This window comes from Shewanella sp. NKUCC05_KAH (assembly GCF_019345585.1).
Taxonomy (GTDB): Bacteria; Pseudomonadota; Gammaproteobacteria; order Enterobacterales; family Shewanellaceae; genus Shewanella; species Shewanella oncorhynchi.
In genome coordinates, this window is the sequence record NZ_JAHKQZ010000003.1 from 245,641 (window position 1) to 260,252 (window position 14,612).

12 protein-coding genes are annotated in these 14,612 nt (G+C 45.9%); 8 read left to right on the plus strand and 4 right to left on the minus strand.

Annotated elements, in window-relative coordinates:
- The first annotated feature begins 318 nt into the window (after window positions 1-318).
- Window positions 319-687, plus strand: coding sequence for a hotdog domain-containing protein (locus KO533_RS04765; protein ID WP_006080843.1), 369 nt, complete (start codon window positions 319-321; stop codon window positions 685-687).
- An 80-nt stretch (window positions 688-767) separates the two neighbouring features.
- Here KO533_RS04765 and KO533_RS04770 read toward each other — a convergent pair whose 3' ends face one another.
- The 3 genes from KO533_RS04770 to yiaY all read right to left on the minus strand — a co-directional run bounded on the left by KO533_RS04770 (window position 768) and on the right by yiaY (window position 3,627).
- Window positions 768-974 (minus strand): hypothetical protein, encoded by a 207-nt coding sequence (locus tag KO533_RS04770; protein WP_028760719.1) that lies wholly within the window; start codon window positions 972-974, stop codon window positions 768-770.
- Between the two features lie 288 nt (window positions 975-1,262).
- A complete protein-coding gene (locus KO533_RS04775) occupies window positions 1,263-1,628 on the minus strand; it encodes a hypothetical protein (RefSeq protein ID WP_028760718.1) in 366 nt (121 codons plus the stop codon).
- An 850-nt stretch (window positions 1,629-2,478) separates the two neighbouring features.
- Window positions 2,479-3,627: an L-threonine dehydrogenase gene (gene yiaY / locus KO533_RS04780; RefSeq protein ID WP_219253069.1), complete on the minus strand. Its 1,149-nt coding sequence runs from the start codon at window positions 3,625-3,627 to the stop codon at window positions 2,479-2,481.
- A 601-nt stretch (window positions 3,628-4,228) separates the two neighbouring features.
- Between yiaY and betI the strand changes: the two genes are divergently transcribed.
- From betI to KO533_RS04810, 6 genes are all read left to right on the plus strand, one after another.
- Window positions 4,229-4,840, plus strand: a complete 612-nt coding sequence (betI, locus tag KO533_RS04785; RefSeq protein ID WP_219253071.1) for a transcriptional regulator BetI — start codon at window positions 4,229-4,231, stop codon at window positions 4,838-4,840.
- A complete protein-coding gene (gene betB, locus KO533_RS04790; protein WP_219253073.1) occupies window positions 4,825-6,294 on the plus strand; it encodes a betaine-aldehyde dehydrogenase in 1,470 nt (489 codons plus the stop codon). The genes betI and betB overlap by 16 nt, the downstream gene beginning before the upstream one ends.
- A 9-nt stretch (window positions 6,295-6,303) precedes the next feature.
- Window positions 6,304-7,989 (plus strand): choline dehydrogenase, encoded by a 1,686-nt coding sequence (betA, locus tag KO533_RS04795; RefSeq protein WP_219253075.1) that lies wholly within the window; start codon window positions 6,304-6,306, stop codon window positions 7,987-7,989.
- Between the two features lie 354 nt (window positions 7,990-8,343).
- Window positions 8,344-9,561: a BCCT family transporter gene (locus KO533_RS04800; protein ID WP_219253077.1), complete on the plus strand. Its 1,218-nt coding sequence runs from the start codon at window positions 8,344-8,346 to the stop codon at window positions 9,559-9,561.
- Window positions 9,562-9,575: 14 nt separating this feature from the next.
- Window positions 9,576-10,280 carry a TorF family putative porin gene (locus KO533_RS04805; protein WP_173246025.1) on the plus strand — a complete coding sequence of 235 codons (705 nt, stop codon included), beginning with the start codon at window positions 9,576-9,578 and terminating at the stop codon, window positions 10,278-10,280.
- 102 nt (window positions 10,281-10,382) lie between these two features.
- A complete protein-coding gene (locus KO533_RS04810; RefSeq protein ID WP_011846259.1) occupies window positions 10,383-10,859 on the plus strand; it encodes a MarR family transcriptional regulator in 477 nt (158 codons plus the stop codon).
- A gap of 129 nt (window positions 10,860-10,988) precedes the next feature.
- On the opposite strand, the gene KO533_RS04815 is transcribed toward KO533_RS04810, so the two are convergent.
- A complete protein-coding gene (locus KO533_RS04815) occupies window positions 10,989-11,618 on the minus strand; it encodes a peptidylprolyl isomerase (RefSeq protein WP_173497052.1) in 630 nt (209 codons plus the stop codon).
- Between the two features lie 566 nt (window positions 11,619-12,184).
- Between KO533_RS04815 and malQ the strand changes: the two genes are divergently transcribed.
- The gene (gene malQ / locus KO533_RS04820; protein WP_219253078.1) at window positions 12,185-14,611 is read left to right on the plus strand and encodes a 4-alpha-glucanotransferase; all 2,427 of its coding nucleotides are present in this window, start codon (window positions 12,185-12,187) and stop codon (window positions 14,609-14,611) included.
- Window position 14,612 lies beyond the last annotated feature (1 nt).

Here is a 14,612-nt window from a genome sequence, read left to right on the forward strand (position 1 = left end):
GCAGTTCGCCTACATGTGCTGTGCGGGTTTTTAAGTCAAATTTTGTGGCTTAACTTCCTACCCAGTAAGTTTTTGCTTGCCTTAGCTTGGCGACTCTATGAGTCGCTATTTTTTTGCTTATTGGTTCACTATTACGCTGATTAATATGGTGCAACTCTGATACGACTTGGTGCAATAATCGGATTATTTTACAGCAGCTTATTGCTATCTCATTGTTATTTAATGGCGATCAATAGTGGCCTGAAAAATGCTCTGAATAATGTGGAAAGTTATAGCGTATTAAAGCTGATTATTGGCATTCACATTGAGGTCATCGCCATGAAATATTACAGTCGCCGTTTAGTTAAACCTGAACATTTAAATCCAGCAAATACACTGTTTGGCGGTCAGTTGCTCAGTTGGATAGACGAGGAGGCCGCCATCTTTGCTGCCTGTCAGATGAAGAGCACGAGCCATGTGACTAAGCTGATTTCTGAAATCAACTTTATGACGCCAGCGCATCAAGGGGATGTGATTGAGTTTGGTCTGGAGCTCGTGAGTCTCGGCCACAGTTCTATTACCGTAAGCTGCCAAGTACGTAATAAGATGACGCAGGCGCCAGTGGTGAGTATAGATAAGATGGTGTTTGTGCATGTGAATGCCCAAGGATTGCCTGTGCCCCATGGTATTCGGGCGAATGCGGCTTAAGGGGCGTGGCGCTTAAAATGCGTGATGCTTAAATGTATAAGATGCTTAAAATGAGCAGTGACGCCTAGGCGTCACTGTCATTAGTCTTTGGTTAAATCCTCTTTTACCGATTTGACCGCATCCCGTGAAGCATGACCTATGGCTTTTGTCGTGTCTCGAGTCGCGTGGCCTATCTCAGTGGTGACTTCTTTAGTCGTTGTGCCGATGGCACGGCCTGCGTCCTTTAAATCCGCACAGGCGGATGTAGCGAGTAATAAAGGAATAATAATGAGCGTCGCTTTATTCATTGTGATGCCAATCCTCAATTTAAGTTCGTAACTCAATTTACTGGGCCTTGCCATTTTTACTGTGCTAAATGACATTCGGGACAATATAACAGATCTTGAGCTGAATCACGCTATGGTGACATTATCTGCTGAGCCGCTGTTGCAATGCTTCTGGGCGAGTATCAACCGAGTGAGTGAAACTAAGAGCATTAAATGACGTCGCGGGTTGAGTTATCGAACTCGACAAATAAAAACGCCAGTGGCGTTTTGCGCACTGGCGTCTAAGGTCGCTAAATAATACTGCAAAGATTATTCGAGTTTGGCTAAGCGTTGTTGATAGTCTTCAATCAGGTGCTGCATAATTTCTTCTGGCGCCGCATCGTCACAGCAATCGTCTAAAAAGATTTTAAAGGTGACTAAGGCATGGCCGTCATTTTTGAGTCTGTCACTCTGCATTGAGAAGTAAGCATCTTCATTTTCGGCTTTACGAACCACAAACTTATTTGTTTCGAAGGTTTTTTCCCCAGAAAGCTCGTGCCATTTAGTGATGCGATTTAACGCGATCTCACAGGACTGGTTCATTTCAATATGATTTAACCAAGTAACGGGATGTTCAGGATCTTTGTAATGTGGACATCTAACTGTGTAGTTATATACATGGGTGATTGCAGTCATAGCGTACCTACCTGTTCGAGGATATTGTTGCCATCATAGGCATCGTTTTTGAATTCGGTCAATCATTAATTAAGTCTATATAGCCTTGATGTTTTTTGACGGAGAAGGATAGTTACTGCATGAAAATTAACCATTTACTTAATCTGTCATGTCTCTATTTAGCATGAGTTTTATGCCAATAACTTTGTGCTAGATCTCAGTTTTGGGTGAAGTTTCGCTTTTGCTGAATTACTGATTAATAAAGCAACAACTTGGTCGTCAGTAAGTCTTATTGATAAAAAGAGCGAACAGCGGAGTAAATAGGTTAATTAAACTTTGATGGGAGCTATATGAGTAAGTGGCAGCATAAGTTGTCGCAGAGGAAACGCAGAAGGTAGAATGGACAGAGGCCCATTCGTTAGAACGGGCCTCTCAGCTGGCTTCATCTTTTGCAGGGAAAAAGCGAACTGGGGCCATCTTATCGGATCTGTAACAGTCTGTAACCCACAGAGATCACGTTTTTTATATCATTTTGCTATGAATATTTGAGGTTCAGATCCTTTCTTCTTGAATATGCAGATTTGTGAGTGTTTTGTCAGTGCAAAGGTGCATAGACACTGAGTTTTATGTTGGTTTTTGTTACTCAATTTTTAAGATAGTAACTTACCTCACCATCTTGTTGATACAGGTGTAAAAAAGGCCCCAATAGTGCAGCAATAATCTGTGCACTATTGGAGCCTAAAACGAATTCATTGGAGGATGAAGTCGTGTTTACGCACTAGCAGGACAATAAGTCGTTATCCAGCAAGTTAGCGCACGATTGTTGTGTGCTAACTTGCGATTGGTAAGGTATGGCGATTACAGCGCACAATTACAGCGCATTAGTGAAGATCTGACAGATCTCCGCATGGGTCGCTTGTTTTGGATTGGTGAATCCACAGGCATCTTTTAACGCGTTATCCGCAAGTGTTGGAATATCTTCCGCTTTCACGCCTAACAAGGTCAGGTTTTCTGGGATCTTAACCGCAACAGACAGTTTTTTGATTGCCGCTATCGCCGCACTAGCACCTTGCTCATCTGTCATCGCAGACACATCGACACCCATAGCCTTGGCAATGTCTTTTAAGCGAGCAGGGACGACCTGGGCGTTGTATTCCTGCACATGTGGCAGCAGCAGAGCGTTACACACGCCGTGGGGCAGATCGTAGAAACCGCCTAATTGGTGCGCCATCGCATGCACATAACCTAAGCTGGCATTGTTAAACGCCATACCTGCTAAGAACTGGGCGTAGGCCATTTGTTCACGGGCGTTGATGTCTTGACCGTTTTCAACTGCGTTGACTAAGTTAGCTTGAATCAATTCCATAGCCTTGATCGCACAGGCGTCGGTGATCGGGTTCGCTGCAATAGACACATAGGCTTCAACCGCGTGAGTCAGTGCATCCATACCTGTTGCGGCAGTTAGGCTCGCAGGCTTTTTCAGCATTAACTCAGGGTCGTTGACCGACAGCAAAGGCGTGGTGTGTTTATCGACAATCGCCATTTTAATGTGGCGGGCTTCGTCGGTAATGATACAGAAGCGCGTCATTTCACTGGCAGTACCTGCCGTCGTATTAATGGCCACTAACGGCAACTGTGGTTTCGCGGATTGATCTAACCCTTCGTAGTCTTTGATGCTGCCACCGTTGGTGGCAACAAGGGCGATACCCTTGGCACAATCATGGGGTGAGCCGCCGCCGAGTGAAATCACAAAGTCACACTTGTTAGCTTTTAACAGGGCTAAACCCGCTTCGACGTTCGTCACGGTTGGGTTAGGTTGTACACCATCATAGATGGTGGAGGTAATACCATTTTGACCGAGTTTTTCGGCCACTTCAGCCACTAAGCCAATCTTGACTAAGGGTTTATCTGTCACTATGAGTGCGTGTTTAAAGCCTAAGGTTTTGATGTCACCGATAGCATCATCCACTGCGCCTTGGCCTAATACGTTGACAGAAGGAATAAAAAATTTAGCAGCCATAAAATCCACCTATTTGCTTATAAAGATTAAGTTGTGTTCTTTTCTGGTGATCAAGCTACCAATTTGGAGGTAGTGAAAGTGTGAGCTTGATCGAGTTCGGCGCTTATCTGAGGGTAATTTCCCACTAAAGTTGGAACTGGGTAACTAAATTTCGGACTTTTATGACGGGTATTAGTGTTGGCGTACGATATGGTTTTTTTAGCGTTGTTAGCGCCCCTGGTGATGCATCATTTCTGTGCATTTTTCGTTTACTTTTTATCCCACTTTCTTATCCAGAGTTTGACGGCTCAATTGTTAAATCTAACAGAGGTTAAACCTCATGAATACTCTCATTTGTAGCATTAACTCCAATTAATTAGTTTGATATCTAATATTAATTTATGCGTGCTGCAGTGGTTGTGGTAGGGCCGTAAGTCAAAGAAATCTATACATTTAACTTGTTTTTACACATTAATTCTTTTTTACATAACTAACTTGTGAGCTTTGTCACTGTGCTATTTTAGGTTGATAGTTACATCACTAATCATTATCATGATTGTTAATTGAACGTTCAATTAACGTCGTTCAGAGTATTGAGAGAGTGGTTATTCCTTGAGTATTTATGCCTAAAGCCGCAATGAAATTGATACGCAGACAGCAGCTTATCGATGCGACATTAGCATCGGTTGCCTTGCATGGATTGCAGCACACGACCATCAACAGCATTAGTCAGTTGGCGGGGATGTCGTCGGGGATCATCAGTCATTATTTCAGTGGTAAGCAGGGCTTAATCCAAGCGACGCTGCGCCACTTGCTCGAGCAGTTAAAGCAGGCGTTGCTCAATCGAATCCAAGGACAAGTGTTGGCGCCAACAGAGCGCTTAATGATGATAGTTGAAGCGAATTTTACCGAGTTACAGCGCTCACGAAATGTCACTCACACTTGGCTGAGTTTTTGGGCACAGGCCGTCCACGATCCCCAGTTAGCCCGTTTGCAGAATATCAATTGTCGCCGCTTATACAGCAACTTACATTTTTCCTTTCGGCACGTGTTGCCCAAAGAGTTTGCCCTGATGGCTGCTGAGCAAACGGCGGCGATGATCGATGGATTCTGGTTACGCAGCGCCTTAAGTGAAACCCCTGAGCAGGATTTTGTTCAGGCCGAAAAATTATGTAAAACCTTTATCCATAACGTGATAAAGCAGCATGGAGTTAATACATGTCAGTATCAGTAGAAGTTCAGTACAACTTTATTGCGGGTCAGTTGCTCGCTAACGACAGCGGCGAAACCTTCGACGTCGTCAATCCTGCCACGGGGCAATTGGCGTATCGAGTGCAAGTGGCCGATGAAAAAATTCAGCAAGCGGCCATCGATAGCGCCAAAAAAGGCTTTGCTATTTGGTCTACCATGAGTGCCACCGAACGCAGCCGTATTCTGTTAAACGCGGTCGCATTATTGCGGGCTCGTAATGATGAACTCGCGGCAATCGAAGTGTGCGATACAGGTAAACCTTGGCAAGAAGCCTCAGTGGTTGATGTGGTCACAGGCGCAGATGTTATCGAGTTTTTCGCCCATATTGCCCCTGGGCTTGAAGGTGCGCAGCAGCAAGTCGGTGGGGATTTTTATTACACCCGCCGTGAGCCTTTAGGCATTTGTGCTGGCATTGGCGCGTGGAATTACCCATTACAAATCGCCTGTTGGAAGGCCGCACCTGCCTTAGCTAGCGGCAATGTGATGATTTTTAAACCTTCGGAAGAAACGCCGCTTGGCGCACTGAAATTAGCGCAACTCTTAAGTGAGGCGGGTTTACCTGATGGCGTATTTAATGTCGTAATGGGCGATGGCAAGGTTGGCGCTTGGTTAACGGGGCATCCGGATATTGCCAAAGTGTCCTTCACGGGCGAAGTCGGTACTGGCAAGAAAGTCATGGCCGCGGCGGCAAGTTCATTAAAAGACGTCACTATGGAACTCGGCGGTAAATCACCGCTTATCGTATTTGACGATGCCGATATCGATAATGCCGTTTCAGGTGCCATGCTCGGTAACTTCTATACCCAAGGTGAAGTCTGTACTAATGGGACGCGGGTGTTTGTCCATGAGTCGGTTTATGCACGCTTTATCGAAAAACTGCTTATGCGTACTCAAACCAATATTGTGGTGGGCGATCCTATGGCGCCAGAGACTAACTTTGGCGCCTTGATCTCCAAAGACCACCAGCAAAAAGTACTCGATTATATTCAGCAAGGTATCGATGACGGCGCAACTCTGCTCACAGGTGGCACAGCACTAACGCCGGAAAATGCTCCCAATGGTTACTTTGTTGCCCCGACGATTTTCACCCATTGCACCGACGAGATGCGCATCTGTAAAGAGGAAATCTTTGGCCCTGTGATGTCGGTACTCACCTTTAAAGAGGAAGCCGAAGTGATTGCTCGGGCAAACAATACCGCCATGGGCTTAGCCGCTGGGGTGTTTACCCAAGATATCAGCCGTGCTCATAGGGTAATTCATCAGTTACAGGCGGGTATTTGCTGGATCAATGCTTATGGCGCCTCGCCAGCCGAAATGCCTGTGGGTGGCTATAAGTTGTCGGGTATTGGCCGTGAAAACGGTAGCGAGACACTCAAGCATTACACCCAAATTAAAGCCGTTTATGTGGGTCTGCAGCCCTTAGAAAGCCCATTTTAAGGAGGCATTTTGACTCAGTCATTAGAGCAAAAATATTATAACTACATCATAGTTGGTGCAGGATCAGCGGGTTGTGTGCTCGCCAATCGCTTGTCAAAGGATCCTAAAAACGAAGTGCTGTTATTAGAAACCGGTGGTAGCGATAAGAGCATCTTTATTCAAATGCCGACGGCGTTATCAATTCCGATGAACAGCCCTAAATATGCTTGGCAGTTTGAAACTGAGCCTGAGCCATATTTAGATAATCGCAAGATGCATTGCCCTCGGGGCAAGGTGCTTGGCGGTTCATCCTCGATCAACGGCATGGTGTATGTCCGTGGTCATGCCAGGGACTTTGATGAGTGGCAGGCGCAAGGGGCGACCGATTGGGATTACAGCCACTGCTTACCGTACTTTAAGAAGGCGGAAACCTGGGCCTTTGGTGGTGATGAGTATCGCGGTGAGTCAGGGCCGTTAGGGGTGAATAACGGTAATCAGATGCAGAATCCTTTATATCAAGCCTTTGTGGATGCGGGCATTGCGGCGGGGTATTTATCGACCGCCGATTATAATGCGGCGCAGCAAGAAGGTTTTGGCCCTATGCACATGACGGTCAAAAAAGGCGTACGCTGGTCAACCGCCAATGCCTATTTACGCCCAGCGATGGCCAGACGTAACCTCACGGTTGTGACCCACGCTTTAGTGCATAAAGTGTTATTGGAAGGACAAACGGCTGTTGGCGTTCGCATTGAACACAAAGGTAAAGTTGAAGATATTCGTTGTAACAAAGACGTGATTTTAGCTGCTGGCTCAATAGGTTCGCCGCATTTACTGCAATTATCAGGCATTGGCGATCCCCAAGTATTGGCCGATGCAGGGGTCGAGTTACAACATGAGTTGCCCGGTGTTGGTCAGAATTTACAGGATCATTTAGAGTTTTATTTCCAATTCAAATGCCTTAAACCGATTTCACTCAATGGCAAGTTAGATCCTTTCAGCAAGTTCTTAATCGGTGCTCGGTGGATTTTAGATAGATCCGGTTTAGGGGCCACGAATCACTTCGAGTCCTGTGGTTTTATTCGCTCAAAAGCGGGTCTGGAATGGCCAGATTTACAGTACCACTTTTTACCTGCGGCTATGCGTTACGATGGCAAAGAAGCCTTTGCGGGTCATGGGTTTCAGGTACATGTAGGCCATAACAAGCCTAAGAGTTGTGGTGCCGTGACCTTAGTGTCGGCAGATCCTAAAGCGCCGCCCAAAATTCAGTTCAATTATTTACAGCATCCCGATGATATTGAAGGCTTTAGGGCCTGCGTGCGTTTGACTCGTGAGATCATCAATCAAGCGCCATTCGATGAGTATCGTGGTGAGGAAATTCAACCCGGCACACAAGTGCAAACCGATGCGCAAATCGATGCCTTTGTGCGTCAATCGGTTGAGAGTGCTTATCATCCTTCTTGCTCGTGCAAGATGGGCACGGATGCGATGGCGGTGGTGGATCCCGAAACCCGCGTGCATGGCTTGCAGAATTTACGGGTGGTGGATTCTTCTATTTTCCCTACTATCCCGAACGGCAATTTGAACGCGCCGACCATAATGTTGGCTGAGCGCGCCGCGGATATGATTTTAGAGGCTGAGATGTTAGCGCCAGCGGACTGTGCCGTTGTGGTTGCCAACGCTTGGCAAACTACACAAAGAAGTACTGCGACAAGTTAACGGCGCAAGTTAACGCCATAAGTGCCTGCTCGGTCCGTCTTATCGATGGACTGGCAGCTTCAATTTTGAAATGACTCATTAATTGATGACTCAAAAGAGTCATGATTCATTTTGTCTAAAGGGTCGGTTAGCCCGCAGTGAGTGTGCAAATGACCGCTTTCACGACTGATCATCTATCAGGGTTTAACTATCGCGGAGTGTTTTTAAGTAGCGATATTTAAGGCTTGAGGGCAGAACGTTGCCTTTAAAAATGGTTCAGTTTTTATTATTAAATAAAAACATGGAGTTACATTTTATGGGTTTATATCCAGATGCCGACTTATACCCAGTATCGACTGGGACTGAGTGCTCATTATGACTTGGTTATTATCCGCAGGGATACTGTTCACTTTTACCGCGATTGCGTTTGTGATTTACCGTTGGGGCAATATTCGTTGTATCGGCGTGACGCCTGTGCGTACTTTTACCTTTATCGCGATTCTGTTTACCTCAGGCCTTGATGTTGGCTTGCTCATGTTTCCGCTCACCGAGTTTGCGGGTTACGCCAATGTGGCGGCGAGTCCTGAATACGGCTTTAGTAATCCGCTGGCGATTGAGTTTGGCTTCTGGGCCTTCTTGATTTGGAGCTTCTACTTTTTAACCTGTTTCTATTTTTGTGTCATCGAGCCTAGGGTGAGATTCTTCGATATTCCTTGGGTTAAGTTCATCAATAATATCGTAATTATTGGCACCTGCGCCTTTACCGCCTATTTGCTATTGAGCAATTTACCTTGGTATTTACCCGAATTAGGTGATGGCGAAACTATAGTCGGTAGCTTCTATTTAATCGTATTTATGGTGATCGCCGCGGCTGTGTATTCCAGCACTAGCATACGTTATGTGCGTATCTTGAGTCTGGCTAGCACTTGGTTGTTTTTAGGCTTGATTGCCATGATGTGGGCCAGTGCATTTTTATCGGCTGACTCGAGTGTGGGCGAGTTCTTTACGACCTTTGCCATGCTGGGTGACTACTTCGGCAATATTCAACATTTTGTGTTACCCATCAACGACTACCATGAGTTTTATCTGTTCTGGTGGTTTGCGTGGAGCATTATGATCGGTCAATTTACTTCACGCTTTGTCGGCGGCATGAAAACCTACCAAGTGCTGTTGGCCATGATGGTGTTTCCGTCTATCCCCATCGCGATTTGGTTCACTGTACTTTATTACTACAGCGCCAATGGCTTAGATACCTCGGGCTTCTATAATCTGGCGATGGTGATTGTGGGAATTACCTTTGTAATCAATTCACTCGACTCATTGGTGCGCCTCTATACCGATAATCTTAATTTGACCATTGAGCGGTTAGGCAAGTTTAAATATGTCAGTTTTAACTTAGTCTTGCTCTGCAGTCTGACATTACTCTTTCAATTAGACTTTCTTCAAATTCAATGGGTTGGTGCAATCGCACAGGGCCTGATCTTTAGCTGTTTTGGTTACATCATGATGACGCAATTGCAAACTGTTCGTGCCATTGAGCGCTCGCCAAAAGAGAACAAAATCGACTTTACTAAAATTGAGCTAGCCAACTAATGGAAAAATTAATAATGAAATCAAAATGTTTTTATCTTGTCGCTGGAGGGTTGTTATTGATGTCAACAGCGGCCAATGCCGGATTATCGGCCACTGTGACGGCAACTTCGGATTACACTTTTAACGGTGTCAGCCAAACGGATAGCGGCCCAGCACTGCAAGGCAGTCTAGATTACGGTTTTGATTCGGGATGGTATGTGGGTGGGTTTACGTCGAACGTCGACTTTGGGGGGAACGACAGTACTTGGTTGGAACTCGATGCCTATGCGGGTAAATTTTATCAGCTCAATGAGCAACTGAGTTTCGATGTCGGACTGGCTTATTACACTTACCACGGCGAGTCGTTTTCCGATGAGTACAACTATCCTGAGCTGTATAGCAAGTTAGGATATGATAGTTCACTGGGTCACTCTGAGGCTAAGTTGACCTATACATGGGATTACTTTGGTTTGGGTGGTGAGCATTACACTATGTTGCTTGGCCATACTGTCAGTGTCGCTGAAGGACATGATATTCGCTTTAGTGTCGATCGCTCGACATCACTCGATGAAGATAAATGGTCATGGGATGGTGGCAAATCCTTTAATCATTTCCGTATCGCCTATCTGACCAGTTGGAGTGGCTTTGATTTCAGTCTTGCCGCCGAAGATACCAGCATGAACTTAGATACCAGTGACGAGCGTCTAGTGTTGTCAGTATCGCGTCAATTCATGTTGTAATCTAAGGGACTTTTACCATAAAAGTGCCTCCTCTTGGTGAGTTCAGTCGCGCTTTCTGGTAAGGTGCACTCGTTGCTTAGAATGGGGAGAATGAAAAGAACGATGGAAAAGTACGAACAACTGCTTATTTCGCTGCGCCGAGTGATACGCGCTATCGACATTCATTCTCGCCAACTGAACAAACACTCAGGTTTAACTGGGCCGCAATTGATGGTGATGCAGAAAATCGCCCAATTGGATGCGCCATTGGCTAAAACCGTGGCGAAAGAAATTACGCTGAGCCCTGCAACTGTGACGACCATTATCGATCGACTCGAGGGCCGTGGTTTAGTGATCCGTCTGCGCAGTGAGACTGACAAACGTAAGGTGCATTTATACCTTAGCGATGCGGGCCGAGCGCTGTTACAGGACTCACCTAAACCGCTACAGGATCATTTTATTAAGCGTTATCAGAATCTTGAAGAATGGGAGCAGAGTCAATTGCTCTCAGCCGTTGAGCGTATAGCGACTATGATGGACGCCGATAAAATTGATGCGGCGCCTATGCTCTTGGTGGGGAAGATCCAAGGGGATGAGTAATCGTTTAGCTCATGCTTTAAATTGATTAGACGTTAAAATCGATTAGATTTTAAAATGAAAAAGCACTGAATCTTCAGTGCTTTTTTGCTTTTTAGTTAGATGTCGTTTAGCTGTGCGTCTTTTAGATGCTTAAGCAGCAGGGCAGCTTGTTTTAGCAACAGAGTTAATCAGGATTTCTTGCACTGGCGTATTAGCAAAACCACCGCTGTTTTTTGTCGGTACTATGCTGATTTGATCCGCCACATCCATGCCGTCGACCACTTTGCCAAATACGGCATAACCATAATTACTCGCAGACGCATCCAAATGTGGATTATCTAACACATTGATAAAGAACTGTGATGTTGCAGAGTTAGGATCATCCGTGCGAGCCATGGAGATAGTGCCACGTTTGTTGCTAATACCGACAGCGGCTTCATTCTTGATGGGGGCATCGCCTGGTTTGCTTTTGAGCCCAGTGGTAAAACCGCCGCCTTGGATCATAAAGTTATTAACGGTTCTATGGAATAAGGTGCCGTTATAGAATGACTTATCAACATACTGCTTAAAGTTTTTACCTGTGATTGGCATGTTAGTTAAGTCAATGGCAAGTGTGATATCGCCTTTCGTGGTTTTCATTAAATAACACACATCCGCAGCTAAGGCTGGCGGAGTGGGATCGGGCGTCGGTGGCGTCGGCGTTAAATCACCATCTGTACTTCCTTCACAACCCGTCAAGGCAATGCAGCCGACAAATAGTAATCCTGATAACTTCTTCATTTCATATCCTTATTCTCAATCATCATTGGGGTGTTTTTGCTTTAGCATTCCATGGGCTTGAGCCACTGGCGTATATGTGAGGGCATATCAGGTTCCATGAATTTAATGTTGTTATTATGTTTCTATGCTGTAGCGAGACGAGATGTTGACAGAGGAGAGATAGGCTGTTCAAGTTATAAAACACAATTGATACAAAGTGTTGCACTGATATCTGTGGTTAATATGTAACTTGACGTATTTGTTAGTATTAGTCTGAACACAATGACATAAAAATGACTTACGCTTGTCATGTTATTTCTATCCCTTTGCTCTTCACTTATTGCATGCTTTAGGAGCCATGCTTGCCCTCTTGCTGAACGCATGCCCCAATTTAGTGCATTCCACTCTTTATATCCTGATAGCTACTGAGCGCCAACTTAACTGAGTGCTTCTAGTAAGTTACTGATTTTTTGAAAATGTTTTTTGTTATTTCTCTGAAATATTTATGTCATCTTCTTGTTACTTTTCGTTGGCATGGTTACTGTATATCTAAAGCTATGGATGAGCGGTCGCGGGGGCGACAAAATATGGGGCTGGAAAAGTTGCTGTATTTGCGGGGAGTTGGAGCAGAATTTACTGATTGTTTTGGCCAAAATATCCATATTTCCGAGGTAGACAGGCAAGGTATCTTGACCTGTATGTTACAGGAAAAAAACAGCGTGGCAGGGACTGCCATTGATGCTTCTGCTACAGAAGCGTTATCGAGTGATGCTGGGCTGACCTGTGTCGATGCGGTATTGACCGAAGCACTGATAGCGTCGCAAATTGATCTACTGGATGCCCGTCCTTGGACTCAGGTGCTACCTGAATTCCATTGGTGTTTTGTGGATGAACCTTGGATAAGCCTTTGTTTACCGGAAACCTACACCTCAGATCTGAGTGTGGCGATTGAATGTGAACAGGGTGAGTCCATCGTATTCGATGTGCCTTTCTCGGCGCTTAAGTCCATTGGCGATTACCGCATTGAACAAACGCTTTATCTACACTATCGCCTTGATCTTACGCAACTGGGATTCGCACGCCTCGATTTAGCTGAGGCCAAGACCCAAGCTTCCCCTGACAACTTAATGCCCGCCGAGACTGAAGCGGTGAATTTAGCGTCCTATTTCCTGAGCAGCCAAGAGTTCACTAACAACCCTGCATTTACAAAAAACCAAGACTCATTTGCGCATGCAGCCGACAAAAATGCGAGTGATTTATCTATGTTAGGTTTGGGCTTTCATCGCATAGCCTTAAGCTTAAAACATGCCCTATCGACAAGTGCACAAGCGGCAAGCTTGGCGCTAGAGAGCAGTGTGACGGCAGAAGCTGATATCAGCACTTTGTTCTCTGGCACCTTAATGGTGGCGCCGCGGGCCGCCTACCAAGGCGTACTCACGGCTGTCGCCCAAGGTAAACGCCATAAACCTTGGGGGATCAGCGTTCAACTCTACAGTTTGCGCAGTGAGAGCCAATGGGGCATTGGCGACTTTGGTGATTTAGAACAACTGATCGGACTGGTGGCGGCGCAGGGCGCGGATTTTATTCAACTCAATCCCTTGCATGCCCTCGATATCGCGGCGCCAGAGCATCCGAGTCCCTATAGTCCGTGCGATCGCCGCAGACTTAATCCTCTTTATATTCAATTACAAAGCGTTCCTGAATACCAAGCTCTTGCCACTGAATTTTTAAGCGCTACTTGGGTAGAGGCTATCGCCTTACTGAATCGTGATAATTGGCTCGATTATCCAAAAGTCAGTGAGCTGAAATACCGTGCCTTTGAGCAGTTATATCGCGTTTTTTGTGATACGCATCTGGCGAACGACACGCCCAGAGCGCAAAGATTCCATGAGTTTGTACGTGAGCAGGGCAGTGGGCTACAAGAGTTTGCTCAAGCGGAATATTTACGTAGTCCTAAAGCGTTTGTGCAAGAGGAAGGTTTCTATCTTTACCTGCAATTTGTTGCTGAAAAGCAGTTACACCTCTGTCAGCTAAAAGCTAAAGAGGTGGGGATGGGGTTGGGATTGATCCGTGATTTGGCCGTTGGTGCAGCGCTGCACGGCAGTGAAGTGCAGGCCAATGCCGAGCAGTTTTGTTTGAATGCCAGCATAGGTGCACCGCCCGATCCCTTTGCACCCCAAGGACAAAATTGGGGTTTAACGCCACTCGATCCGGTGAAGTTAAAACAACATAATTTCAGCCATTTTATCGCCTTGATCCGAGCCAATATGGAAAGCTGTGGTGCCTTGCGTATCGATCATGTGATGGGCTTACTGCGACTCTGGTGGTGGCCGCTGGATAAGCAACTCGGTCACGGTGCCTATGTGTATTATCCCGTCGAAACCTTGCTTGCCATCGTTTGCCTTGAGAGCCAACGTGCTCGCTGTGTGGTGATTGGCGAAGATTTAGGACTGGTGCCACCTGACATTATTCATCGTCTCTACACTTCTGGCATTTATTCCAACGAGTTGTTCTATTTCTGCAAAGACCATCAAGGCTTTAAATCACCGGATCAATATAAGTCCCAAAGCTTAATGATGCTGGCGAACCACGATGTGCCGACTTTAGTGGCTTGGTGGTGTGGCAGCGATTTACACCTGCGTCGACAGTTATCCCTGTTTGAAACTGACGAGCAGCTAGGCGAGGCGCTCGCGGGGCGTGAACATGAAAAGCAGCAACTCATTTCACTGTTAGTCGCTCAAGGTCTGTTAGCCGATGTGACGATAGCCGAACTCGATATTCAAACCTTACTCACGGCTTGGATGACCTTAGGAGCTCGCGGCAATAGTGCGCTATACAGCGTGCAACTGTGCGATTTATTAGCCGATCGCCATGCGGTGAACATTCCCGGTACTTGGCTCGAATATCCAAATTGGCAGCGTCGCCTGCCGCTGAATTTAACGCAAGTGTCGACTTCGCCAGAGATACTGCAGCGATTACAAAATATCGCTGTGGCGAGACAGCTACCGAGCTAAA

Excerpts from the sequence above, each read along its gene's own strand:
- KO533_RS04765 (WP_006080843.1), top strand. The coding sequence starts at position 319 with ATGAAATATTACAGTCGCCGTTTAGTTAAACCTGAACATTTAAATCCA.
- KO533_RS04770 (WP_028760719.1), bottom strand. The coding sequence starts at position 974 with ATGAATAAAGCGACGCTCATTATTATTCCTTTATTACTCGCTACATCC.
- KO533_RS04775 (WP_028760718.1), bottom strand. The coding sequence starts at position 1,628 with ATGACTGCAATCACCCATGTATATAACTACACAGTTAGATGTCCACAT.
- yiaY (WP_219253069.1), bottom strand. The coding sequence starts at position 3,627 with ATGGCTGCTAAATTTTTTATTCCTTCTGTCAACGTATTAGGCCAAGGC.
- betI (WP_219253071.1), top strand. The coding sequence starts at position 4,229 with ATGCCTAAAGCCGCAATGAAATTGATACGCAGACAGCAGCTTATCGAT.
- betB (WP_219253073.1), top strand. The coding sequence starts at position 4,825 with ATGTCAGTATCAGTAGAAGTTCAGTACAACTTTATTGCGGGTCAGTTG.
- KO533_RS04800 (WP_219253077.1), top strand. The coding sequence starts at position 8,344 with ATGACTTGGTTATTATCCGCAGGGATACTGTTCACTTTTACCGCGATT.
- KO533_RS04805 (WP_173246025.1), top strand. The coding sequence starts at position 9,576 with ATGAAATCAAAATGTTTTTATCTTGTCGCTGGAGGGTTGTTATTGATG.
- KO533_RS04810 (WP_011846259.1), top strand. The coding sequence starts at position 10,383 with ATGGAAAAGTACGAACAACTGCTTATTTCGCTGCGCCGAGTGATACGC.
- KO533_RS04815 (WP_173497052.1), bottom strand. The coding sequence starts at position 11,618 with ATGAAGAAGTTATCAGGATTACTATTTGTCGGCTGCATTGCCTTGACG.
- malQ (WP_219253078.1), top strand. The coding sequence starts at position 12,185 with ATGGGGCTGGAAAAGTTGCTGTATTTGCGGGGAGTTGGAGCAGAATTT.